The sequence below is a fragment of the Fluviicola taffensis DSM 16823 genome (assembly GCF_000194605.1).
Classification (GTDB): domain Bacteria; phylum Bacteroidota; class Bacteroidia; order Flavobacteriales_D; family Crocinitomicaceae; genus Fluviicola; species Fluviicola taffensis.
Map to the genome: position 1 here is coordinate 1,123,319 of NC_015321.1, position 22,839 is coordinate 1,146,157.

The 22,839-nt window shown below is 34.8% G+C and carries 27 protein-coding genes; 13 read left to right on the forward strand and 14 right to left on the reverse strand.

Annotated elements, in window-relative coordinates:
- Window positions 1-79 precede the first annotated feature (79 nt).
- From FLUTA_RS04970 to FLUTA_RS05020, 12 genes are all read left to right on the forward strand, one after another.
- Entirely contained in the window at window positions 80-400 is a 321-nt protein-coding gene (locus tag FLUTA_RS04970) for a LytR/AlgR family response regulator transcription factor (protein WP_043023645.1), read from the forward strand.
- Between the two features lie 441 nt (window positions 401-841).
- Window positions 842-1,348 carry a hypothetical protein gene (locus FLUTA_RS04975; protein WP_013685766.1) on the forward strand — a complete coding sequence of 169 codons (507 nt, stop codon included), beginning with the start codon at window positions 842-844 and terminating at the stop codon, window positions 1,346-1,348.
- A 247-nt stretch (window positions 1,349-1,595) separates the two neighbouring features.
- A complete protein-coding gene (locus FLUTA_RS21540) occupies window positions 1,596-1,748 on the forward strand; it encodes a hypothetical protein (protein WP_169312058.1) in 153 nt (50 codons plus the stop codon).
- An 89-nt stretch (window positions 1,749-1,837) separates the two neighbouring features.
- Window positions 1,838-3,055 (forward strand): hypothetical protein, encoded by a 1,218-nt coding sequence (locus FLUTA_RS04980; protein ID WP_013685767.1) that lies wholly within the window; start codon window positions 1,838-1,840, stop codon window positions 3,053-3,055.
- A 144-nt stretch (window positions 3,056-3,199) separates the two neighbouring features.
- Entirely contained in the window at window positions 3,200-4,792 is a 1,593-nt protein-coding gene (locus FLUTA_RS20550) for a T9SS type A sorting domain-containing protein (protein WP_013685768.1), read from the forward strand.
- Window positions 4,793-4,959: 167 nt separating this feature from the next.
- Window positions 4,960-6,258 (forward strand): T9SS type A sorting domain-containing protein, encoded by a 1,299-nt coding sequence (locus FLUTA_RS04990; RefSeq protein ID WP_013685769.1) that lies wholly within the window; start codon window positions 4,960-4,962, stop codon window positions 6,256-6,258.
- A complete protein-coding gene (locus FLUTA_RS21140; protein WP_013685770.1) occupies window positions 6,259-6,549 on the forward strand; it encodes a YwbE family protein in 291 nt (96 codons plus the stop codon). It begins immediately after the preceding gene.
- 518 nt (window positions 6,550-7,067) lie between these two features.
- On the forward strand, window positions 7,068-8,441 hold the full coding sequence (locus tag FLUTA_RS05000) for a hypothetical protein (protein WP_013685772.1): 1,374 nt from the start codon (window positions 7,068-7,070) through the stop codon (window positions 8,439-8,441).
- 174 nt (window positions 8,442-8,615) lie between these two features.
- Window positions 8,616-8,963, forward strand: a complete 348-nt coding sequence (rpsF, locus tag FLUTA_RS05005; protein WP_013685773.1) for a 30S ribosomal protein S6 — start codon at window positions 8,616-8,618, stop codon at window positions 8,961-8,963.
- A gap of 25 nt (window positions 8,964-8,988) precedes the next feature.
- Entirely contained in the window at window positions 8,989-9,252 is a 264-nt protein-coding gene (rpsR, locus tag FLUTA_RS05010) for a 30S ribosomal protein S18 (RefSeq protein WP_013685774.1), read from the forward strand.
- A gap of 31 nt (window positions 9,253-9,283) precedes the next feature.
- Window positions 9,284-9,730: a 50S ribosomal protein L9 gene (gene rplI, locus FLUTA_RS05015; RefSeq protein ID WP_013685775.1), complete on the forward strand. Its 447-nt coding sequence runs from the start codon at window positions 9,284-9,286 to the stop codon at window positions 9,728-9,730.
- Window positions 9,731-9,937: 207 nt separating this feature from the next.
- Window positions 9,938-10,408, forward strand: coding sequence for a peroxiredoxin (locus tag FLUTA_RS05020; protein ID WP_013685776.1), 471 nt, complete (start codon window positions 9,938-9,940; stop codon window positions 10,406-10,408).
- Window positions 10,409-10,507: 99 nt separating this feature from the next.
- Here the strand turns inward: FLUTA_RS05020 and FLUTA_RS05025 are convergent, their stop codons facing one another.
- The 11 genes from FLUTA_RS05025 to FLUTA_RS05070 all read right to left on the reverse strand — a co-directional run bounded on the left by FLUTA_RS05025 (window position 10,508) and on the right by FLUTA_RS05070 (window position 18,403).
- Entirely contained in the window at window positions 10,508-10,936 is a 429-nt protein-coding gene (locus FLUTA_RS05025) for a DUF1801 domain-containing protein (protein ID WP_013685777.1), read from the reverse strand.
- Between the two features lie 110 nt (window positions 10,937-11,046).
- Window positions 11,047-11,733: an MBL fold metallo-hydrolase gene (locus FLUTA_RS05030; RefSeq protein WP_013685778.1), complete on the reverse strand. Its 687-nt coding sequence runs from the start codon at window positions 11,731-11,733 to the stop codon at window positions 11,047-11,049.
- A gap of 127 nt (window positions 11,734-11,860) precedes the next feature.
- The gene (locus tag FLUTA_RS05035; protein WP_013685779.1) at window positions 11,861-12,658 is read right to left on the reverse strand and encodes a LytTR family DNA-binding domain-containing protein; all 798 of its coding nucleotides are present in this window, start codon (window positions 12,656-12,658) and stop codon (window positions 11,861-11,863) included.
- Between the two features lie 474 nt (window positions 12,659-13,132).
- Window positions 13,133-14,386, reverse strand: a complete 1,254-nt coding sequence (locus FLUTA_RS05040) for a PDDEXK-like family protein (RefSeq protein ID WP_013685780.1) — start codon at window positions 14,384-14,386, stop codon at window positions 13,133-13,135.
- Between the two features lie 250 nt (window positions 14,387-14,636).
- Window positions 14,637-14,759 carry a cysteine peptidase family C39 domain-containing protein gene (locus FLUTA_RS22020; protein WP_083800590.1) on the reverse strand — a complete coding sequence of 41 codons (123 nt, stop codon included), beginning with the start codon at window positions 14,757-14,759 and terminating at the stop codon, window positions 14,637-14,639.
- 56 nt (window positions 14,760-14,815) lie between these two features.
- The gene (locus tag FLUTA_RS22025) at window positions 14,816-14,998 is read right to left on the reverse strand and encodes a cysteine peptidase family C39 domain-containing protein (RefSeq protein ID WP_052301342.1); all 183 of its coding nucleotides are present in this window, start codon (window positions 14,996-14,998) and stop codon (window positions 14,816-14,818) included.
- Window positions 14,999-16,066: a grasp-with-spasm system SPASM domain peptide maturase gene (gene gwsS, locus FLUTA_RS20560; protein ID WP_013685781.1), complete on the reverse strand. Its 1,068-nt coding sequence runs from the start codon at window positions 16,064-16,066 to the stop codon at window positions 14,999-15,001. It abuts the gene before it with no gap.
- A gap of 15 nt (window positions 16,067-16,081) precedes the next feature.
- The gene (locus FLUTA_RS05055; RefSeq protein WP_013685782.1) at window positions 16,082-16,273 is read right to left on the reverse strand and encodes a hypothetical protein; all 192 of its coding nucleotides are present in this window, start codon (window positions 16,271-16,273) and stop codon (window positions 16,082-16,084) included.
- Complete coding sequence (gene gwsG / locus FLUTA_RS20565) at window positions 16,273-17,235, reverse strand: grasp-with-spasm system ATP-grasp peptide maturase (protein ID WP_013685783.1); 963 nt, start codon at window positions 17,233-17,235, stop codon at window positions 16,273-16,275. The genes FLUTA_RS05055 and gwsG overlap by 1 nt, the downstream gene beginning before the upstream one ends.
- A gap of 3 nt (window positions 17,236-17,238) precedes the next feature.
- Window positions 17,239-18,111 carry a hypothetical protein gene (locus FLUTA_RS05065; protein WP_013685784.1) on the reverse strand — a complete coding sequence of 291 codons (873 nt, stop codon included), beginning with the start codon at window positions 18,109-18,111 and terminating at the stop codon, window positions 17,239-17,241.
- A 61-nt stretch (window positions 18,112-18,172) separates the two neighbouring features.
- Window positions 18,173-18,403 (reverse strand): hypothetical protein, encoded by a 231-nt coding sequence (locus tag FLUTA_RS05070; RefSeq protein WP_013685785.1) that lies wholly within the window; start codon window positions 18,401-18,403, stop codon window positions 18,173-18,175.
- A gap of 547 nt (window positions 18,404-18,950) precedes the next feature.
- Between FLUTA_RS05070 and FLUTA_RS05075 the strand changes: the two genes are divergently transcribed.
- Window positions 18,951-19,865 (forward strand): hypothetical protein, encoded by a 915-nt coding sequence (locus FLUTA_RS05075; RefSeq protein ID WP_013685786.1) that lies wholly within the window; start codon window positions 18,951-18,953, stop codon window positions 19,863-19,865.
- Between the two features lie 189 nt (window positions 19,866-20,054).
- Here FLUTA_RS05075 and FLUTA_RS05080 read toward each other — a convergent pair whose 3' ends face one another.
- Genes FLUTA_RS05080 through FLUTA_RS05090 form a run of 3 tightly spaced genes read right to left on the reverse strand, consistent with a single transcriptional unit; the run spans window position 20,055 to window position 22,759 of the window.
- Complete coding sequence (locus FLUTA_RS05080) at window positions 20,055-20,810, reverse strand: LytR/AlgR family response regulator transcription factor (RefSeq protein ID WP_013685787.1); 756 nt, start codon at window positions 20,808-20,810, stop codon at window positions 20,055-20,057.
- Entirely contained in the window at window positions 20,807-21,838 is a 1,032-nt protein-coding gene (locus FLUTA_RS20570) for a sensor histidine kinase (RefSeq protein WP_013685788.1), read from the reverse strand. Before FLUTA_RS20570 ends, FLUTA_RS05080 begins: the two co-directional genes overlap by 4 nt.
- 42 nt (window positions 21,839-21,880) lie before the next feature.
- On the reverse strand, window positions 21,881-22,759 hold the full coding sequence (locus FLUTA_RS05090) for a CPBP family intramembrane glutamic endopeptidase (RefSeq protein WP_013685789.1): 879 nt from the start codon (window positions 22,757-22,759) through the stop codon (window positions 21,881-21,883).
- Window positions 22,760-22,839: the final 80 nt, after the last annotated feature.

Consider the following 22,839-nt stretch of genomic DNA (forward strand, 5'->3'; position numbering starts at 1 on the left):
TTTAGTGCCTTTCACAAGTTTTTTTAAAAAAGTAAGGTCGAAAACTACTTCTTTTGGTTTTTCTAAACCCCAAAGTGAAATGCTGTTTTTAAAAGTTGGCAGAAAATTGGTACAGGTAGATCTGGAGAATATCCGGTACATTCAATCGAGCAATATCTATTGCCTGGTGTATTTAAAAAACGGCGAGCGGTTGATCTGCACTTCCACATTGCAGGTATTGGAAGAGAAACTGAAGCTCTTCCGCTTCATTCGCATTCACCGATGCTACATTGTAAATGTAGCCGAAATCAGTGTGATCGATAAATCAAGCATGAGTATTTACCTGAACGAGCTTCCCGACCCGCTTCCAATTTCCAGAAGATACAAACCCTTTATTGCGAAGCTTGAACATGCGGTATGATCGCCGGGCATCTTTCCGGTATCTTTGATCTGGTCAACAATTTCGCTTAATAATTCAGCACTGTCAATGGACTTCGGTGAAGACCTTGTGCTTTTCTTTCTTCAATTTCTTGGATATAATCTTGCTAGGTTTTCATAAAAGAAGACTTGCTTTTTGAAAGTTGTTGTTTTTCGATTTGTTCGACGCGCGAATAATTAGTCAAAAGCAATGGAATGTGAAACAGAAAGTTTGCTAAGAAAGTATAGCCACAACAATTCAGATTGGTTCTAAATTAAAGAATCGCAAGAAACTAGTTTCTTTTCAAATACTTCATCTAATTTTTAAAAAGCCATTTTTCTTATTCGTAAATCAAAAGCCATTTTTCAACCGCAAATTAAGGTCATTTCATAAATCCAATCTGAATAATTTAGCACCTTCAATCATCTTTACCATCAAAAAAACATGAAATACTTTACACTATTTTTTTTCAGCGCTTTTAGTCTCTTTGTTCTTGGACAAAACACTATTTCATTCCGAGATGGAAAAAGCTATACGATCAAAGGCACAAAATTAGGAACGAACTTCATTTATGACTTTAATGACCCGTCCATCAAAGAAAAATTAGTCGAATACTACTGGTCCGAAGAAAACGGTGAAGTAACAATTACAGAATATTCGACTTGGTTGAAAGCTGAAATTGCTGGGAGAATGGATGAGTTGAAGGTATACACCTTTAAAGTAGAAAATCTGGAAAGTAATCCAGAAATGATTGAAGAGACTGACGAATACGGACGCTTCTTAATCCATTCACTGAATTTCACCATGAAAGATGAGTTCCCGCTTTCCTGTTCCGTTTACTCTATTTGGAAATCGGAACCAAACGCAACTAAAACACTAAAATATTATTCCGTCTACTGCATAGAGAACTCATTTTTCTCCGACCTAATAGCGAAAACACGAGTGGAATAGCAACACCTTCAGAAAGCCAGATTCTATTTTCATGGAAGGATAAAGCAGGAAAATCATTCGCACAATCGGTGACATTTGTTCAGAAGTAAACTTCTACTGGAAATTATAACACTTGTTTTGTGTCGTCACCACAAAAATCTTTTGCAGGAAGAAATGTTCTTGATTGGTCAACCAATGGATAACACAAGTTGGTAGCTAAAAACTTGACGTATTTTGAAAACTCCTTGCAAGGCGCTGAAAATTTTGTGTGGGTACATTACGCTCCTTTAGTGTCAACATGGATGAGGTTTCGGCTTACATCAAATCAGATGGAGCCAATCTAGAATTGCGTTCTGGGAAAGTCATTCCCGTTTCAAGAGAACGCAAACAAGCCGTTTTAAAGTATTTGAATTTGGAGTAAACGGTTGTTTACAAAGTCAGCTTTGAAGTCCACAAAGTCATAATTCCCTTGTAATATTGGGTCACTTATTTTTGATTAAAATAAAATCTATGAAAAAGATAAGTTTAGCACTCATTGGCTTGTTCCAAACATTCTTGCTATTGGCAACCGAACCCTACAATTACAACCAGAATTACAATTTCAACAAATACATCAAAGAAGGAAAGTGGATTAGCTATGCAGATGATTATGATAAATATGAAGTGAATCTGACAAAAGAAAATACGGGAAAAACCGATTTTGAAGGAAACGAAATTTTCAAATGGCACTTTAAGTGTGATAAATATGAAGCTTATTTAGTACCAGATAATGAATTCTATCCCTTATTTTACCGCTTATTAGTGAAAAATGATGAAAAGAAAGGATATGACTCTCAAGACACTGATCGGTCTGGAATGCGGGACATTGGTTTTATAGTTTTGAATGAAAATCACATTGCTTGTGTGAGAATAGTTGATGATGCAAGATCTTTAGAGAATGATCCCTCGATTCACCAACGAATTGGAGTAACTGTTTCAAATTATGATAATTTGTATCATCGAATGGAACCTAAAACTACAGCTTCACTTTATTCATTCTATCGAGGTAAAGCTACAGGCTCACCTTATAGAGATTGGGCAGCTTTTATGCTAGCTGAAGACATGAAAGAATTTTATAGTACTGATGCCCATCAAGGAAAGCCAATGACCCAATGGAAAGGAATTCCAAAATATTATGACTATTTATTGAAGTACCAAGAGCAACAATTGGAGTTAGCAAAAACAAAAAAAATAAGTGGTTTGCTGAATGAATTTGCAGATGGGGAGTACAAATTGTATACAGATGGAGCTTCTTTCGGAAAGATTGATTACGGAAAAATCAACATTAAATTCGAAAAAACTAATGGGAAAGTAACCGGTTTCACAGTCCAGAATTGCTTCACCGACGGCTTGTTTTATGACAAGGAAAAATTTTTTGTGAAGCATACAGTAGCTGCAAATGGAGAAGTGAAATACGATGGGGGTAAATTTTACATCCTCCCTTTTGATGGGCGCTTGCTGATATACTATTACTTGGATGGAGTGTCGGGTATCTCGGCAGTTATTTCTCCAAATCAACACGATCAATTTGCTGAATTTTTAAGCAAAGGTGATGCTTGGAGTGTAAAAGAAACCGATCATGCATACTTCTGTGCCACCGAAATGGAAATGGAGTACAATAAAAAACTCGATAAATGGATGTTTGCCAATTATATTCAACAATACCAAAAAGTAATTTTAGGGAAATAACTAGTTAAAGAAAAGAAAAGGGCGCGACAAATCGCGCCCTTTTTTATGCCCTCTTTTTCCCATTTACAAAGTCAGATATGTTGTTTACAAAGGCAATTGATATTCACCAATCTGCTTGGCTTAGCTTTGAAAGAAAATTTACCTATGATGAATAAACAATTACTTTTTACAGCACTTTTAAGCTGTTTGTTTCTGTCAACAAAAAGTTTGGCATCAACCTATGTTATCACACACAGTATAAATCAAGGAACGATTGCATATGCTGCAGGAGATGTGATCGAATTTTACACAAGTATTCCTGGTGAATACAATGTAAACACAAGTGCTGGTTCGGTAATCGGATTCACTAGTTTTTCAAATAATAATGAATTAGCTGCTACGTATGTATTAACCGGTACAGAAACCATGGCCAGCATTACATTGCGCACCCCCACTTTTTTACCCCCTCCATCTCAACCGTATACCTTTTCTCCTACGATAGTGAATTTGGCAGGCTGTAATATTACTATTCCTGATGTTAATTTTAAAAATTATTTGGTCAACAATGCACAAATTAATCTGAATAGTGATGCGGAAATTCAATGCAACGAAGCAAGTTCGTTTACCGGTGCAATTGATTGTTCTAGCATGAACATCACTGATTTAACAGGGGTAGAAGCATTTACTAATTTAACTTGGTTGAACTGTTATTCCAATCAATTGACACAATTAGATCTAAGCAATAATCTAGCACTTTACTACTTAATTTGTTCCTCTAATCAGCTGACTTCACTGAACCTTGGATCCAATACGCTTTATACTACAATTGCTTGTGGCAGCAATCAGTTAACATCTTTGGATATCAGTAATTGTGATGGTTTAAATGCGTTGGTTTGTGAGGGAAATCAGATTTCTGCACTTGATTTATCTGGCAAAACTGCATTGACTAATTTACAATGCGGAACAAACAATTTGACCAGCTTAGATGTATCTGCTTGTTTAGGCTTGGTGACACTTACCTGTTACGAAAACAACCTTACTGCACTTGATGTTAGTCAAAACACCTCATTGAATGATCTGCGTTGTGCGGCCAATCCAATCACTAGTTTAGATGTGTCTATGTTGACCAATCTCAGCTATTTGTACTGTGGCGATAATGGACTAACTAATCTGGATGTTTCCAACAATACAGATTTACTGCGCATGGACGTTTCTTCCAATCCAATGACAACGATTGATTTGAGTGCAAATACAAATTTGATTTCATTTGGCGCTGTTTATTCTTCCATTTTGGATTTAGATTTAACTCAAAACACCGCTTTGCAAGAAGTTTCGATTCATCATGGAGTATATGAAAGTGTGAATATTCAAAACGGCAATAACCAAGCTATAACTTATGTCGCTTTTATGAATAACCCGAATCTTTCTTGTATTCAAGTGGATGATGTCGCATACAGTGTTTTGAACTGGTCAAGTCAATCGGATGTATCGACCAGTTTCAGTCTCAATTGTGCGAGTACGAATGAAATTAATGAAATTTCTACTGAAACAATAAAAGTGTACCCAAATCCAACTAAAGGAACAAGCACCATTATGGTTGCAAAACCAACACAGATTCATGTCACAACTGTAGATGGCACAGAACTAATAACCACTATAGTTGAGAACGAGAAAGCATTAGATCTTTCAGCTTTTTCAGCAGGAATTTATTTCATTCACACAACAGAAGGGCAAACGATGAAACTGATAAAAGAATAGTGATTTTTCATAGGTGATGGAATTGCAGTTGTGTGATTCTATTTTTTGAAGAGGACTCCAAGAAGTCCTCTTTTTTGTTGTTTACAAAGTCAGATTTGTTGTTTGTAAAGACATTTCCATTGTTCATGAAAGATGCCTTTAATTTGAATGAAAATTAAAAAACACTTATGAAAAAACACGTATTCAAGATAATGGGCATGCTTGTTTGCCTTTTTGTTGCAAATGAAGTGGTTGCACAAACCAACTGTCTCGTTGACAGTACTTATAGATACAATGCTTCCAATCAGGTAATTACTAAAAATCTCTACACTTATGATAACAATGGTTGGCAAACAGAACAGTTAATCAAAGATTCTGTAAATGGTGTATGGAAAAACACCATGCGCTATAATTACAGTTACACGACAGCTGGGTTGATATCTGAAAATGTCGTGCAATCGTGGGTGAACAATGCCTGGAGAAATGCTTCAAAACAAGCATTCACTTACAACGCAAATGAAGATGTACTCACCGAACGAAATTATTATTGGGACACACTCACTTCGACTTGGATTGGAAACGGTTTTCAGCAAAATTACACTTACAATGCAAACAATAAACGCATTCTACAGTTGCAAGCTTATTTGTCGAATGGAGTACCAACTGATAGCTCTCGCACAACTTCTACATACGATGCGAACAACAATGAAATCATCAATTTAAGAGAAGGTTGGACCGCTTCAAATCCTGTTTGGCGAAATATTCAGAAGTTCATCAATAAGTATACAAGCAATAACGAAATAGATTCTACTTTTAATTTGATTTGGAACAGCACCAACTTAGTTTTTGATACGAGTTATTTGTCCACGTATACTTACGATGCTCAAGGAAATCAACTTTTGTGTCTCGTGCAACAGCGCAATGGAGCGGTTTGGATGAACAATGGTAAATATACTTATACCTACAATGCAAACGATAACTTAACTGCATCCAGTTATTTTTATTGGGATAATTTTTCCAATTCATGGCTTGAGACCAGTCAGAGCCAAAACACTTACAATGGATCACAGGTTACCTATTCATTATCATTGAGTTTTAATTCTTTGGCTGGAACCTTAATCAATTCGTATCAAACTAATTATTACTACGATGCGAACGATAACTTGGATTATTTCTTATCAGAAAGTTGGAATGCGAATACCTCGTCGTGGCAATTTGATTACAAATTGCGCTATTTCTACGATTGTACACCTTTAGCAATTGATGAGCTTTCAGCAATGGAGATGCGTTGTTATCCAAATCCAGTAAACGATATGCTAACGGTTGAATTAGTAACTGCTAGTCCAATTGAAATTGTTTCCATTACCGGGGCGAAAATGGGTAACTATGCAGCTCAACAGACACATCAAGTGGATGTTTCTAGTTTTCCAGCTGGAATTTACTTTGTGAAAACACCAAATTCAGTTCAGAAAATCATCAAAAAATAAGTGACCTTATACACTTACAGAACCACCTCAAGGGGTGGTTTTTGTGTTTCTAGTTCTACCAAAAACGCTTATATTAGCTTCATAAAACCAGAACGAAAAGACATCAAGCCAGGCATGTTGGTGGCGTTTATTCAAAAGCACCATAAACACTCAGGCGAAATCACCGAAGGCATTGTCAAAAGTATTCTCACCAGTGCGCCAGTACACCCGCACGGCATCAAAATCATGACTGACGAGAATAAAGTGGGCAGAGTGGTGGAGATATTGGAGGATTTGGAGGATTTGGATTGAGAATTACAGTTTAACACCCCCTTTTTTCGTTTCAGATCAAAATCTAAAGCAGGAAAAAGGAAACTTAAAAAAGTACCCCTAAAAAAATGAAACTTATTTTATTGCTATTCCCTCTGTTTTTAATTGGACTCTATGCCGAAAGTCAAGCATCCAAAGAAGAGCGTCTGCATTATTACTTGGGAAAATAAGACAATAAAGACCTCTACATCAAATCGATGCTCAGTCAAAGAAGTCCCTGAAGTTTGCGTTCTTCAATTTCTTGGATGTATTCTTGATAGGTATTCATAAACGGAAATCTAGCTTTTTAACAAATTGTTTGATGCGCGAATTTAGCCAAAAGCAATGGAATTTGAAACACAAAGTTTGCTAAGAAAGTATAGTTGCAGATTATTCAGATTGGTTCTAAATTGTGAAGAGATTCAATGATTCGAAGAAATTGGATTGAAACTGTATTTAATCACAAAACAAGGTCTTCCAATTTTACCTAAATTTGGAGATTCACCGATAATTAATCATCAATGAAAGCTGTAGTATTTATTTGTTTTTTGTTTTCATTTGGATTCCTAGCCGAAAGTCAAACATCCAAAGAAGAGCGTCCTTATTATTACTTGGGAAAACACGACAATAAAGACCTTTACATCAAATCGATGTTCAGTCAAAGAAGTAACCAAGTTACACTCTATGAACTGACCGATACAGAAATCATTGAATCTGAAAAAATAGTCATCCAAAACGCCATTATCCATCAACTCTACTGCTACAACGAGGCGTTTTATGCAATCACCTCCTCTGTAGAATGCGACAAATTCTACATGACCACATTCGATAAATTCCTAAAAGAAAAAGAATCCATCGAAATTCTAACCCTGACAAATAGCCAAATCAGAGGATTGAAAAGCGGTGATTATTCCTTGAAATTCTATCATAAAAAGGACCGAGCTGCAATCCTTCTGATTGAACACGACATTGTTGCCTGCTCGATTAATTTCTCTTCTCAAAAATCATCCACGTTTACTATTCAGGGTGGAATCAACTTCAATTATGTTTCCGATGTCTACCTCGAAGATGGTTTGGATTTATTCCTATCAAGACGCGATGAGCTTTTTCATTTTAAGAATGGAGTATTGAGTGAACCCCGATTAGACCAAGTACTTCTTCACGGAAAAATCGATGAATGGGTATTCTTGGAAAATGAATCAGAACCCTACTTATTCTCCATGCTGAACAAAGGAGGACTAAATGGATTCGCTTATTGCACTTTAGAAAACGCAAATTCAGGATCTTTTCAGTTAAAAGAATGTGTTTTGAATAGGCAAAAAACCAATTCAAAAAAAGATATTTCCGCCAACTACAATTCATTCGTAAAAGCCGAAATCGTTGACAACAAAATCATTTGCACCATGCAAAGAATCGAACAGGCAATTAATGAAAGTATTCTTATATCATGTATTGATATCGATAAACGCGAAAATCTTTGGAATTTTGCAGTTCTTAGTATTCATGATGCTCCTTATATCTGGAAGGAAAACGAAAACAGTTCAAACCGAGCATCATTTTCTTTTATAAAAAACGATAAACTGATTTTCTTCTTCAATGCCGCTGTCAAAAAACTGGATCCGGAAAATTTCTTCGAAACAGACAAGCGTGTCATTACTTATGATATTTCCATTCAAACTACCATCATCAAATCTGAGATCGATATCAATACCGGAGAAAACACCACCAAACCTATCCACGCAGATTATACATCAGAAAGTTTTAAGATTTTTAATGCTTCCTATCACATAAACAAGAAGGGAGAACTATACTTCATCACCTACAAAGAGTTCACCAACAAACCGTATTATGAAATGTTGAAACCCGAGAAGAAAGTGGAGGTAATTCAATTATAGAGAATTCAGACTCTTACCCAGATCGAAAAACGAACCTAACAATTTGAAGTTTAACCAGCTCTGAATTGAAAAACTATGTTCTGATTGAATGACTTTAAGATTTATTTCCTACCTTTGCACCCCGCTTAGTGTTTCTAAGTGGTATTTTAGTATTAACAACAAATAAGTTTATTTATGAATTCTTACGAAACTGTTTTCATTCTTACTCCCGTTTTGTCTGAAGATCAGGCAAAGGAAGCAGTGCAAAAGTACGAAAGCGAATTGGCTGCCATGGGTGGTAAATTAACGCATTCTGAGAGCTGGGGCCTAAAAAAATTGGCTTACCCAATCCAAAAGAAATCAACTGGTTTCTATTTCTTATTTCAATTTGATGGCGAAGGTTCTGTAATCGCTGACCTAGAATTGATTATGAAACGTGACGAGCGCATCATGCGTTTCTTGACTGTGAAAATGGACAAGGATCATTTTGCATACGCTGAAAAACGTCGCAAAAAAATGAGCGGAGCTCCAGTTGAAGCTTAATTATTTACCATAAAAATTTAAGAACATGTCACAAAACGATATTCGCTATTTGACTCCGATTAACATCGAGATTAAAAAAGATAAATATTGCCGTTTCAAAAAAAGCGGAATTAAATTCATCGATTTCAAAGACGCTACTTTCTTGTTGCGTTTGGTAAATGAGCAAGGTAAAATTTTACCTCGTCGTATTACTGGAACTTCTGCAAAATACCAGAAGAGAGTTAATAAAGCTATTAAACGTGCTCGTCACTTGGCTATCTTGCCATACGTTGGCGATATGTTGAAATAGTCATCCAAATTAATTTAAAAGACAAGAAATCATGGAAGTAATTCTTAAGAAAAACATCGATAAATTAGGTTACAAGGATGATGTTGTAACTGTTAAGCCAGGATATGGTCGTAACTTCTTGATTCCTCAAGGGTACGCTAATTTGGCTACACCTTCTGCGAAAAAAGCGCACGAAGATATGATGAAACAACGTTCTCATAAAGAATCAAAAATCGTTGCAGAGGCAGAAGCAATCGCTGCTAAATTGGTTGATGTTACTGTTAAAATCAGCACAAAAGTTGGTGAAAACGGTAAAATCTTCGGATCTGTAAACACTGTTCAATTGTCTGAGGCATTGAAAGCAGCAGGATTCGATATCGATCGTAAATCATTGAAAATTAAAGACGAACCAATCAAAGAAGTTGGAACGTTCGAAGCTGAGGCTAACCTTCATAAAGGGGTTAAACCAGTATTCAAATTTGAAGTTGTAGGAGAATAATTTTTCCGATACTCATATTGAAATCCCGTCCCAAAGCAGATGTAATCATCGCTTCAGGACGGGATTTTTTTGTTTTAATAAATCCGAACTCTTTGCGACCTCTGCTTCTTCGCGGTAAAAAAATGAAACTGTGATTTATCTAACCGCAAAGGATAACAACCAACCCAATCTTTTCGCATCTTTGTTAGACACATCAAAGCAAAAATCATGGCAATAGCAGTAGGAGATAAATGTCCAACATTCACATTAAAAGATCAAAACAATACAGATTTCGATATTCATACAGTGCTTGGGAAAAAAGTATTGGTTGTTTATTTCTACCCAAAAGACGATACACCTGGTTGCACGGCCGAAGCTTGTTCTTTCAGAGACAGTTACGAAGATTTCAAAGATTTAGGTTGTGAAGTCATTGGAATCTCTAGTGATTCACCTAAAAAACATGCGGAATTTGCAGCAAAACACCGTTTGAGTTTCACTTTACTAGCTGATCCGAGTAAAACCGTTCGCAAACTTTTTGGTGTTCCTGGAAACCTCTTCGGGTTGATTCCCGGACGAGTAACCTACATCATCGACAAAGAAGGGATTGTGCGCCACGTTTACAACTCTTTGACCAATGCAGCAACTCACATTACAGAATCTATCAATGCTGTAAAAGCAATTACCAGCGAAAAGGTTTAATTCGGATATTCTTATTTTAAAAACCCAAGTTAGCACGAGCTAGAAACTTGTGCTAACAACAAGGGAATCTATAAAGAAGACCTGATTAAGTATTTTTCGTCAATCTTCTTGCATTTCAAGCCTATACCGTATTGCCGCCTCAAGAATATCACCATTTATATCTTTTAATGTTTTGAAATTTATGCAATAGCCCGTTACTTTCGCCTTGCCTATTTTTTCTCCATACGTTTGGGCTAAGTACCCCTTGTCTTTTAGACCGAGAATATAGACAGAAACCCCTGTTTTTGTTGCACTCAAACCAATTCGATAAAACTCTCGGCTTGTTCCATCAGCATATTTGATCATGTAAAGTCCGTATCCGATATTGGGATTCGCAACAATTTTACCAGCGTCGTTTTTACCATCTGTGAACCAGAGTTTACAATCGGGCGCCACTTGAAGTGTAATTCGGTGTAACTCTCGCATCTCACTGCGTTTTGGCTCCAATTGATTGGAAATATACTCTTCGATTTGTTCGTGAACAGTCATCTAAATGAAGGATTACTTTAGCGTACATTGATTCAATAATACACAATAATCCTGAAAAAGAACGAGAACGAGTACTTCATCTTCTCGGGTATCCTGAACACCAATGAAATCTAGTAGGAAATCGTAATCAATTCTCCTTGCTTATCCAATAATTTTATTTTCGGATTATCAGATGTTATTTTATCCCTTGGACCAATGTGATAAATAGCAAATAGCTTACTGACATCTTGCAATTTGATTCCTTTTTCGCCAGCATCCCTGATAAGCCAAGCAGGAACAAATGCCCAATCAAAATCCTTTAAGGGTGCCAAAATCTCTGAATTTTCGGTATCCCCTGAAATAAAGATTTTCTTGCCGTGCCAAGTAATTACATACGAGTAATGATTGAATGAAAAGCGATGCTTTGTATGAATTGTTTCAATGGTGAAATCGGTCAATTGAGTGTTGAGCTTCTTTAGACTTTCCGCATTCTTTGGAGTGAAGATTTGACCATCTAACTTTTTCGACAATTTTCTGACCAATCGTCCCGAGAAATGATCTGAATGCCTATGCGTATAAATAAAAACAGGGTGATTCTTTACACTATCTAGCTCTGCTAAATTGTATTCCATGTAGTGGTGCGCACCTGATTTATAGGGAAAATCCAAGTAGATGTTCGAAGTTCCATCTGTCATATAAAGACCGCAGTTTCCAATAAATCGAACGGTTATCGCATTGGTTTGACTATACCCAAAATTGAAAAATAAAATGAGCGCGAAATTCAGCAGAATGAATTTCAATTTGTTGTTGCCGTGCATGTTTTGATTCGTTTAAATGAGCGTTCAAAGAAAAGGTTAAATCGCTTGCTATTTCAGTAAAAGTGATGAAATGCCTCTTTTTTTTGACCACTAGATAAGATGAATGTCTTTTCGTTGCATTCCACAATTAAACCATCCGATTTTTTATCTGCTTATAATACGTTTTAGATAACGGAATTTCCTTTTCACCCTGAACAAAAGCAATTTTTGCGCTTTGTGAATTCCCAATTATTTCTTTCACGGTAATCAGATTGACCAGATAAGAGCGGTGGCATTTTTCCAAAGAAGGAATTTGCTGAGAGACATTGGAAAGTGTTTGACGAAATGTTTTGGAGACTACTTTGTTACTCTCATCCACAAAACAGATCTCCACGTAATTTTCGAAAGCTTTAACGAATAATAAATTCTTCTTTTCGAGGGTTAGAATTTCATGTTTATTCTCTCCTATTAAACGAATGGAATTACTAGCAAGGGGTAAGATTAGTTCTCCAAATTGCTGTCTCAAATAAAGCATTACAGGAGCTATAACAGGAATCATCAGTAATACGATTGTGCCTAAATAGCGCAAATGAGATCCCAAAGAATAGCTTTGCTGATTAATCAACAATCCATTGTACAGATAAATCATACTCCCAGAAAACAAAAAAAACAAAATAGTTGAAATGATTTCATGGGAAACCCGCCAAACTTTTCGAACTCGGAAATACCACAAATTCTCAAGACTACTGTAAATAACAAAAGCACTAAAAATCAGAATTCCAAAAATGGAAAGAACCAATAATTTATGATCCGAATGGAATTGATCGGTATCAAAAGGTTCCAAAAAAATAATGATGAAGGACAAAAAAACACCCAACATCAAACCAACCAATACTTTTCTCTTTACAGATGCTATAAAACGGATTTGCCTGTTTAAAAAAGTCACTTTATTGGATATATTTAAGATGCAATATTACGGGTAATTTTTAAGGTTGGCTCATCGTTTGCGGACAAAAGCAATCGTAAACCCTATAAAAGATTCAACTAAAAACAAGGTTCCAATAATAAGGGAACTTAGATCATGTCGAAAACAGAAATAGGATAAAACCGTTGCATCTAATGAAAGAATAATCACTACTATTTTGTATGCTATATTTCGAAATTTAAGCCCCAATAAAAACAACAACCATGATTGCAAAAGCGGTAACTGCAAAATAGAAATCTAAATCATTGAGACTATTAAAATTCAGTTAGTTGATTTAATGTTGTTTGAGATTAGAACGTTCCCACGCTTGGAGAAGGAGCCGAGTTTCACCGTGAATGATTTTGCGAACGATAAATCCAAGTTTCACGATTTAATGTTCTTCGTAATGATGAATTACGGCTTTTTCTCTAAGCGTGTGTTAGCGGTTCGTGTTTTTTAAATTATAAATCTTAAGAATTCAATGATTTCTGGAACTAATTTATTTGAAATCATCATATTTCTGTGATTCTCCCTTATCAAGTCAAATGTCCCTTTTAGTGTGAAATTAGGAAAGTAAATATTTTCATCATCAACCAAATTGAAATATTTCGAATAATTTTCTTGCTCAAAAAAGTTAAAAAAACCTGGATTTTGATTCAAATAAGTTGTTAAATTAAGATTATGTTCGGGTGATAATGATTTTTTGTCAAATCCCCAATAGAGCCAGTCATCTCCTGTTCCATTCCAAATAAAGAATTGAATATTAGAAGAATTATAAAATTTAATCCCGTAATCATTGGATGTTTTATATGAACTTTTGTAAACTTCATAGTGTGTTGTACTTGTAATATTAGCTTCTGTCGGTTTTGAAGATATCGTGAAGCCGACCTTCTCAAGTTCTGAACATAACTCATTCCAAAAATCCGAAGTAGTGTGCCACTTTATGTGTTTGAAATTTTCTATTAGAAGCCTTGTACTTGACATGGTCTCGTCGCTGCTTGAGATTAAATTTCTTATCTCGATTCTTTCTTGAATGTTTGTGTTATCGTTAGTCATTTGCTTTATTAAGTTGATATATTGTATTATACTTTCTCTTAAAAATGGTTGAGTTATACATTCGTGTAAACAAAGTGTTAGCCAATTCTGAATTTCGTGTTCATAATCAATAGTTTTCCCATTCATATTCTCCAAACTATCATATTTACCTAAGCTTTCTGAAGTTGGTAAATGTCCATCAACTGTTAAATAGTAAACATAAATCCGCTCTTTTGGAATGCTCTCTAATTCATGTATTAATTCATAATACCCTTCTAGTTGCCCTCTATCTTCATGATTTGAATCTCCAGCTCCAATCTTATTTTCGATTATTATAGCTTGTTTTGAAATCCTATTTATTATTAAAATATCAATTTCATTAAACTCAGATTTATTAAATTCTGTAGGATACACTTTGATATTCTCGGTTTCAAAATTGTCTATTGATAATGTTTTCAGAAATAACTTTAAAAACATGTCCTTTTTGTTATGCTTACTTTCTGGGGATAACAAAACTGAAAGGAAACGAGAATGCAATCTTACTTCATCATTTTCTTTGTGTAAGGCAGAAAATATATTGAATTCTTCTTTGTCTTTTTCAAGCAATCTGTACTTATAATCTATGACAGATAATTTGTTTAAAAAATTAAGTACTACTTCATTGTATTGGTTCATTATTTCTATTTTTAAGTGGTTACGCAACATGACCGCTAACTCGTTTATTTGTGCAACTCCAACTACTTACAACTGTTTATGATCGATTTTCACTCTGAATTTCAATGATTTTCGCGAATAGTATTTATTACGTTAGCGGCTCAATAATACAAAACAACTTTGAAAAGACGTGCCTGTAAATATTCCCAGCTCCATCTTTTTTGTTGTTCAGCATTGTGAAGTTTGATTTCTTGAATGCTGTTAATGAACTTCATCTTTTAATGAATCCCTCCTTGTTATATTTTATCTTTCCATATGCTTGATCAGCAACATAAATAGTATCGTCTTTTATTTCATATAGAATAACGAAATGGTTTTTTTGCCCGTAAGCAATACATTGTAAAGGTCCTCATTTTTCAATTTAAAAAAATCAACTTTCACTCCCAGGGTCTAAAAACCAATTTTTTCTGACACCGAAGCAATATCCGCAAGACTACTTCCTACGCGGTTTGTTTCAGATAGTTTTTGAATCTTTTCAAGAGAAATAGATCGATCATACAATTTTGAAATCATGTGAAGACATGATGATCCACAATTCATTTGATCGGGTTGATGATAAAAAGTAAAACGCATTTAATTACTATTATCTAATTGATAAAACTTAATCGCCTTTTCTTTTAATGTATTTGTGCTCCAATCTGCCCATTCTGTCGTTACTGGATTATACCCACATTTCAAAGGTTTACTATAGATGTCGGCTGGATTATCAACATAAGCCCTACAGTCAGTACATACCATTCGATATTCACATGAATCACATTCTTGTATTTCTGTTTTCTTAATTTTTGTAACTGGATTATTGAGCACAAGATCTATTACATCCAATAAATTTGTTGTGGGTACAGTTCCATATGAAGTTTCCATTGAAGGGCAATTTTTAATTGCTCCAGTTCTGTCAATACTGACTTTTCTATTCAAACAATTGTTAAAATCGATTGATTCTGTAAATAGCTTTATGTTTGAACTAAAATGATTTTCAGTAATTAATCCACATGATTTCTCATTCGTTATTTCCCTTTTCATATATGATAATAAAAATGGAACATCGTCAACAATTCTATCATCCTCTGCATTGAACAATGTAAACGAATTAATTTGGCTATATGAAGCATAAATTGTCTTTAAATCATCGATTGACAAATTGCCAGGATGCGTCAAAACAATATCAATAGAATTGACTGAAGAACCCTTAACAGAAATTAATTGGTCTATAATTGACTCTTTATTAACCTGCTGAAAATATCTGATTTGGATATGTGGACAAAGCAAATGGTCTAAGGCGTCAATAATGTGTTCTATTTTGTGAGTAGAACATGTATCAAAATCAATGATTGCATTTGTCACCTTACTGGGGTGATACCAATCCATAGATAGTTTAGGGAAAACGTTCGGATTTTTAGTATAAAAACCTAGCTTCTTATTAGAAAAATGATCCAAAAATTGCTCTAATCCATCGTCACTATCTGAGAATTTTTTTTTCATTTCAATAATCGGAATGCGTTTATCTATTGACTCAATTAACGGTTGTAAATCGTGGGGAAACCAATGAATTTCGCCATACTGTGTATCACAAATTGTGATGCCATTCCGTCCATAAACAGGCATACATGACGCAAAAAAAACAAAATAATCTTCTGTCATTGTGTTTGTGGCGTTTTATAATTTCGAGATTGGTTTATAAGACTGAACAAGTCGAACAGCTTTCGAATCATATTTTTCTACTTCAAACAATTTTTTAAATGTAGAATAATTTGGCAGAGTATTTTTGGTCTGCTTCATTTTTTTTAAAGTCAATGGAGCATCTTCGCAAGCATTCAAAGCTTCTATTAAGTCTTTACTTTTCTTCATTAATTCATAAAATATTCAACTATTTTCTTTTCAAGATAATAGTTGCATGGTCCTGATACCATACCAAATTGACCAACTGGATTAACTTCCAGAAATACAAGTTCATCTTCATCAGATAAGATAAAATCCAAAGAACCACTATTGAGTTCCAAATCGTTCATTAATTTAATGATTTTTGATTTCAGATTATCGTCAATATAATAGGGTACTGTTCTATTAGGCCTGTCACTCAAGTATCTTCTAAAATCTAAAGATGTCTGTTGTGCTTCTTGGGAAAAAATTGCCATTGGATAAATCTTTTCATCCAAATAAAACACTCTTAATTCAAGTTGTTTATTTATCTGTTCTTGCAACAATGTTGGAAATATCGCCTCCACATTGGGGACTTCATTGGGATCAACAAGTTCTGTATACTGCAAATAATTGACATCTTCCGTTGATATTTTAGTCATATTATAAATTGGCTTAGTAATGTATGTTTTACCAGAAGCCAATATTTCTGCAAAGCGTTTTGAATTAGTAACGTAATGAGTTGATGGAATTTTGATTCCGTGTTCTTTCGCTAATAGGAGCGCCTTCGTTTTATCCATTACGGCAGAATTCAAGTTGTTTATTCCTTTGATTTTTTTTAACAGATGAAAAAATCCACTATTAAAATAACGTAGCTCCTGAACAACAAATTCAAAAAATTCTGGTGTTAAGTCTTTAAACTTCCATTTTTCTATTTCTAATGGAGACGATCTTCGATACCAATAACCAATAAGATCATCACTTGAAATTGATTCATTTTTGTAATCAATTTTAAACGAATTTTGGTCTTGGTCAATAGTTACAGATGTAATAAATAAATCCAACTCTGAAGAGTCAATTATTATTGGTTTAATATTGAAAGAGTAACACCAATCAAGAACACGATGAGTTGACCAATCATGATCAACAGAAAAAACCAAAAGTACTTTCATAATTCAAATTGTACCTAATCCATATTTAATTCTATTTCTATTGACCTTCCGAGTTGACTGTAATTTTCCATCAATTACTTGTTTTCCATTTTCATCAATTTTTACAGATTCACCGAAACGAAGTTTCTTTCCTACTCCCGCTCTGTACCTGTCAACAATTTGAACAAAATATATATGTGGAAACAATCCTTTTTTTGTCAATTTATCTAACATTTTGATGTACTTCAATTTAGTTGAATTGTTGTCATAATGCTGTAAAATAAGATAGATTATTCTCGTTTGTTTAGTGTTCAATTCATTCAATCCAGGTATATAACCTAAAGAGTCTATTAAACGATCAAAACATCTATGATTTTGTTTATCAATAGGACGCTGTAACTGGAATATGCTATCTACTTTTTGTTTAAATTGCTCTGGAGTAATTTTTTCTTTACCCATTTCCTCGTAGAAATGTGATATTTTGCTTCGATGCATAATCTCGTTCTTATATAATGCATCCATCTCATCTTTCAAAAAGACACTATCCGAAGGTCTACTAAGACTTAACTTATTCGAAATAATGTCTTTCCATCCTGAAACAACAGTGAAATTATTTAACATCACTTTTTTAATCTGCACACTATCAGATAAATCCAATCGATTAAGTGTTGACATAAATGTTATGCTATCACCAATCATATTTGCAAAAAACAGCACCTTAATCCTGTAAAAGTTCTTATTTATAGCTTTTTTTTCAATTCTTTCAAGAGCTTCAATCGCCTCAGGAAATTGCTTCTTGTTAATGAATTCAGTATACTTTTTATAGGTTGTATTCAAGTTCTGAGAAAACATTTGAAAAGAAATAAATAAAACAAGTAGTGCAAATAAGCGCGACATAAGAATAAGAATAAAAATTCAAAATAATCCAGTAACAAAATACTTCATTACTGGAATTAATTTAAGCGAGAGTTAATTTTTTCATCGCAATTACACCGTCACATGTGTCTGAATCCTTTCGACATTCAGTGGCAGTTTCAACCCAAGACTCAGGATCGGCAGCTGTATCTGCCTCATACGTTGTACATCCAGTTGCACCAGTTTCACCACCAGATGCACGACCTGCAAAAATTGAATTAGTAGAAATCACCTTTTCTTCAAAAGATGAAAACACATCACTTAATTTTTTCATAATAAAAAATTACATAAAAAGACCTACTCTATAAGGTTTTCGGCATCCCCTTTTCAGAAATTCGACTTAAAAACAAGATGTCCATGATTGAATTTTAGGTAATCTGTGTTTACTAAGGTTTGATTTATAGAATGTAATATAGAAAAAATATTCTATTTGAAAAATTTTCTAATTAAATATTCCAAAGCAAGCTTTCCTGAAGACTCTCTCCATAATTTTCAGGGTTTCACCTTCCAATGGTTTAACATGACCAAAAACCACAGAATCAATAATTACTGGCCAGTTGCAATTGGTTCTGTTCTTCGAACAACACTCAGATGTCTAGTCCTAAATAACCGATACAGGTTTTAGACTAATCCCTCACTCTCAAAACTAGCGTTGAAGCTATTAGGAGTATTTTGTAGTAAAGAGGATAGAAGAAAATCAACCATGCAAATCATATAATAGACTGTGTTGACCTTTGTAGAAACAAGACAGTATTATATGATTACATTTAAACTTTAAAATACTCTGTTACAGGAAATTTATTTAGGCAATTTTTACTATTATGGATCAGATTTACAAGAATTTTTACCAGCATTTTTACTTAAAAACAGGAGGATTCATACCCACAAAGCCATTAAATCAAAATCTATTTCCTGGAGATTATTTCCAAATTAATAATGGAGAAATAGTACTACTGGGAAATTTATACCGCAAAGAAATCATTGATCCAAAAGAGGTGAAATTGAGCACAGCCATCATTCTAAATGCCACAAGCTGGAATTTCAGTGATGGTATCTCGAAACCTTATTCGGGAAGAGCTACTGGACAAGGTGCTATGGATGGACAGTTTGAATTCAGCAAACAGATACTGAAGTTTTCGAATAAAGGGAGTTTCTGCTTTCGTGCTAAAGAACCTGTATCTATAAAGATGAGTAACTGGAATGATATACAACAACAATTAATCATAAAACTCACCCATTCTTTGTTTTCATTCAGAGAACTTTATGTAGTAACCGAAAGTGCCGCAGCTACAAGCACTACATTAGCCATTGCTGGCGAATCGGATGCTGAACTGGAATTGGCAACTGATCAGGAAAACTTTGGGCTTGTAGATATTTTTGGGGATCCAACTACCAAAACAATACAATCTAAAGATATAGAATACTATCATTGTGAAACCAAAAGAAAGTCTGCCTATTTCAAGGCCAAAAAACTAATGGTTCAAGAAGAAAAACTATCCGATTTTATAAGCAATTTCATGGTTAATTCATCAAATCCTAGCGAATGGGCCGATCAATTTTTCAATACTACCTTTCATCATGAGGTCAATTACAGCTCATCAATTGACAGCAGAAAAGCTCAGAGTGTTTTTTTAGATATGCTGCACTCCAAAGAATTGAATTCAAACACGGCATTGTTGTATTATAAATGGGCAGACGCCAACTTAGACGATGTGGAGAAATTATTTGGAAATTAATCCATGATTTTAGCTAGGTGAAGTTTACTTGAGTAATATTATTACTTATGTTGAAGATAGGAATGTTATATTTTCAACTCGTTCACCCGTAAAAGCACATTGGAGCCAAATTAATTCTTCTATATGAATCATTTTGTGCCCCCTACCGGAACAAAAGTCGAACACCTTGGAGGAGGAATAATCAGCATGTTATTTGTCCATCCAAGCTTTAAATTTTGTGGCACCTTCCCTACTAACAAAAACAGTAGTATCAAATTCGGGAATCAGCCGCAATTTTAATTTCCCTTTGAACCAAAAAGTAATTTTAGATATGGCATGTATGCTAACAATTAGTTGACGATTGACTCTATAGAATTGAATGGGGTCTAATAAATGAATGAGCTCATCTAACGTGAATTTCACAGCGTAGCGATCGCCATTTTTTAATACGATGTACGTATCGTTATCCTTAAAGAAATAGGAGATGTTTGCGGTTGGGACGATTACTAATTCATCTGCTTTGTTGACCAAAAATCGCTCTTTATAGGATGGATTGATTGAAACGAACTTTAAATCTTGAAGTAAGTTATTGTACGATATGGAAGAACGATTTATATGCGACTTGTACTTCGTAATTGATTTTTCGATACTGCTCTTTGAAATGGGCTTTAGAATGTAATCGATACTGTTTAATTCGAACGCTTTGATTGCGTATTCATCGAAAGCAGTTGTAAATACAATGGGTGATGTTACTTCTACAGATTCAAAGATTTTAAAGCTCAAATCATCACTCAATTGAATGTCTAAAAAGATGAGATCAGGAAAATCATTTGTTTCGAACCAATGGATGGATTGCTCCACACTCTGCAACCAGAATACGATGTTAATCGACGGATCAATTTCCAATAATATGCGCTTCAAGTTTTCAAAAGCGCTTTCTTCATCTTCTATGATTAATACATTCATCCTATTAATTTCAGTAAAGGTAGTTTAACCGAAAACAAGTTACTGTCTTCGCGGATTTCGATGGTTTTGTTTGTAAGAAATGTGTATTGTTCGGTTAATAGCTGAAGTCCTTTTTTTGTAGAATCTACGTGGTTTTTTCGGTTGATGGTATTCTCAACAAACAATAATCCTTCCTGTTGTTTAATCGTAAAGTGCATCGGACATTCGGCATCAATCCGATTGTGTTTGACAACATTCTCTAACAATAAATGCAGGGAAATGGGCGGAATGACATAATCGTAATCGTTGACTTCTATGGAGTAATTGAAGTTTTTACCGAAGCGTTTTTTGAGCAAATGGGTGTAGCTTTCGGCAAATTGCACCTCTTCAATCAACGGAACAACATCCGTTTCAGCTGTTTTTAAAATGTAGCGGTACATGTCTGACATTTCTTTTAAAAATTCATTTGCAATCACTGGATCCTGTCGGATTAGTCCGGACAATGTATTCAGATTATTGAATAGAAAATGCGGATTGAGTTGACTTTTTAATGCTCTGTTCTGAAGCTCCAATTCGTTTCGTTTCAATCGTTCATTTTCTTCGTTTTCAAGCCGCCATCGTTTGAAAAATTGGAGACTGAACAAAAAGCTCATAACCATAATTCCTTTTAATAGACTATCAAGCAAGGTAACTGTAATCAACACCCAATTGAACAATGAAAATTCCGGATACCTGATTGTAACGTAGATAGTTCTTATGGTCAAGAAGATACATTCGCTTAATAGGACAATTGCGATCACACCAAAAATAAACAATCGAAGATTCATCTTCCAGCCTCTTTTTAGCAACTTATTGAGTACAAATTGAGAAAGCCACCAAACAACCCCCAATTGAAATGAAATGACGACTACCCCGAACCAATCGAAACCATAAGCGGCATCGCTCGTCATCGAAAACAAGAATAATGTAGTGTAGTACAATAACCCAATTAATGGAATAAATACCCATGGGTAAATGCGAAAGCTGTTATTTTTGATTGCGTTTGTCATTGAATTAGCGATAAGTAAAGATAGATTTTGTTTCTTTCCTACTTACAGATTTTTTTTGAAAAGACCTTTTTTATGGGCAACTCTCACAAGCAAGAATACACCTATTCCAATGAGTGGACCTGTAGTGTAAAAAATCCATGTTGGGATATCCTGAATTTCAATTCGGACCAATGCTCCCAATTTCCAATTGTCTACATTTCCACCAAAGGAAAAACCAAACCAATTCATGCCGGTATGAACTCCAATAACCAACCAAATGGAACCGGAATAATAGTAAATCCCTGACAAGGCGTAGGAGGTTATAAACAAGCTTATCGCATAAGAGATGTCGAAATCGCGAACAACAAAATGACCCAACGTAAAAAGAACTCCCATTAGTGTGAAAATGATGTGGGGATTTAGGTGTTTCCGAAGTGCTTCAATAGGATAAGCCCGACAGCCCAATTCCTCAATGAGCGAGTTCCAGATTAACATCCCAAAAAAGAAATAGATGTAATAGCCAATATACACAGGTATGGAACTGTTGCTGGGGATTACAGATACGAATTTGACCTCACTGGCACTCATTCCCAGCACCAAGTATTCCAATCCAACCATCAACACGCCTACCAGAAAACCAATGAAGAAAAGGGTTAAAATTTTGGTTCTGAAGCCGAGATCAGCGAGTGTTCTTTTGTGCAGATATTTCTGTGCCAACCAAATGATTCCAATGGAACTCGCACCAAAAAGAAAGAAGAAAAAGACGTTGCCAAAATCAACCTTCATTCGAACACCGTTGTTATTCATCAGATCTACTCCAAACAGTAGGGCGAGCTGAACGATAGGAATCAGTATCGCTAGTGAAGCCAAAACAACCAGGAATACGGTTATTAATTTAACGGTTAGTTTTTCTTCGTAAAGGGTTCTAAATTTCTCTAGCATAGTGTTGAATTTGATCCAACAATTCTAAAGCAATCTTCCGGTTTGACAGAGCTAAAAGCAGCTTAAGCCGCAAGATTTTA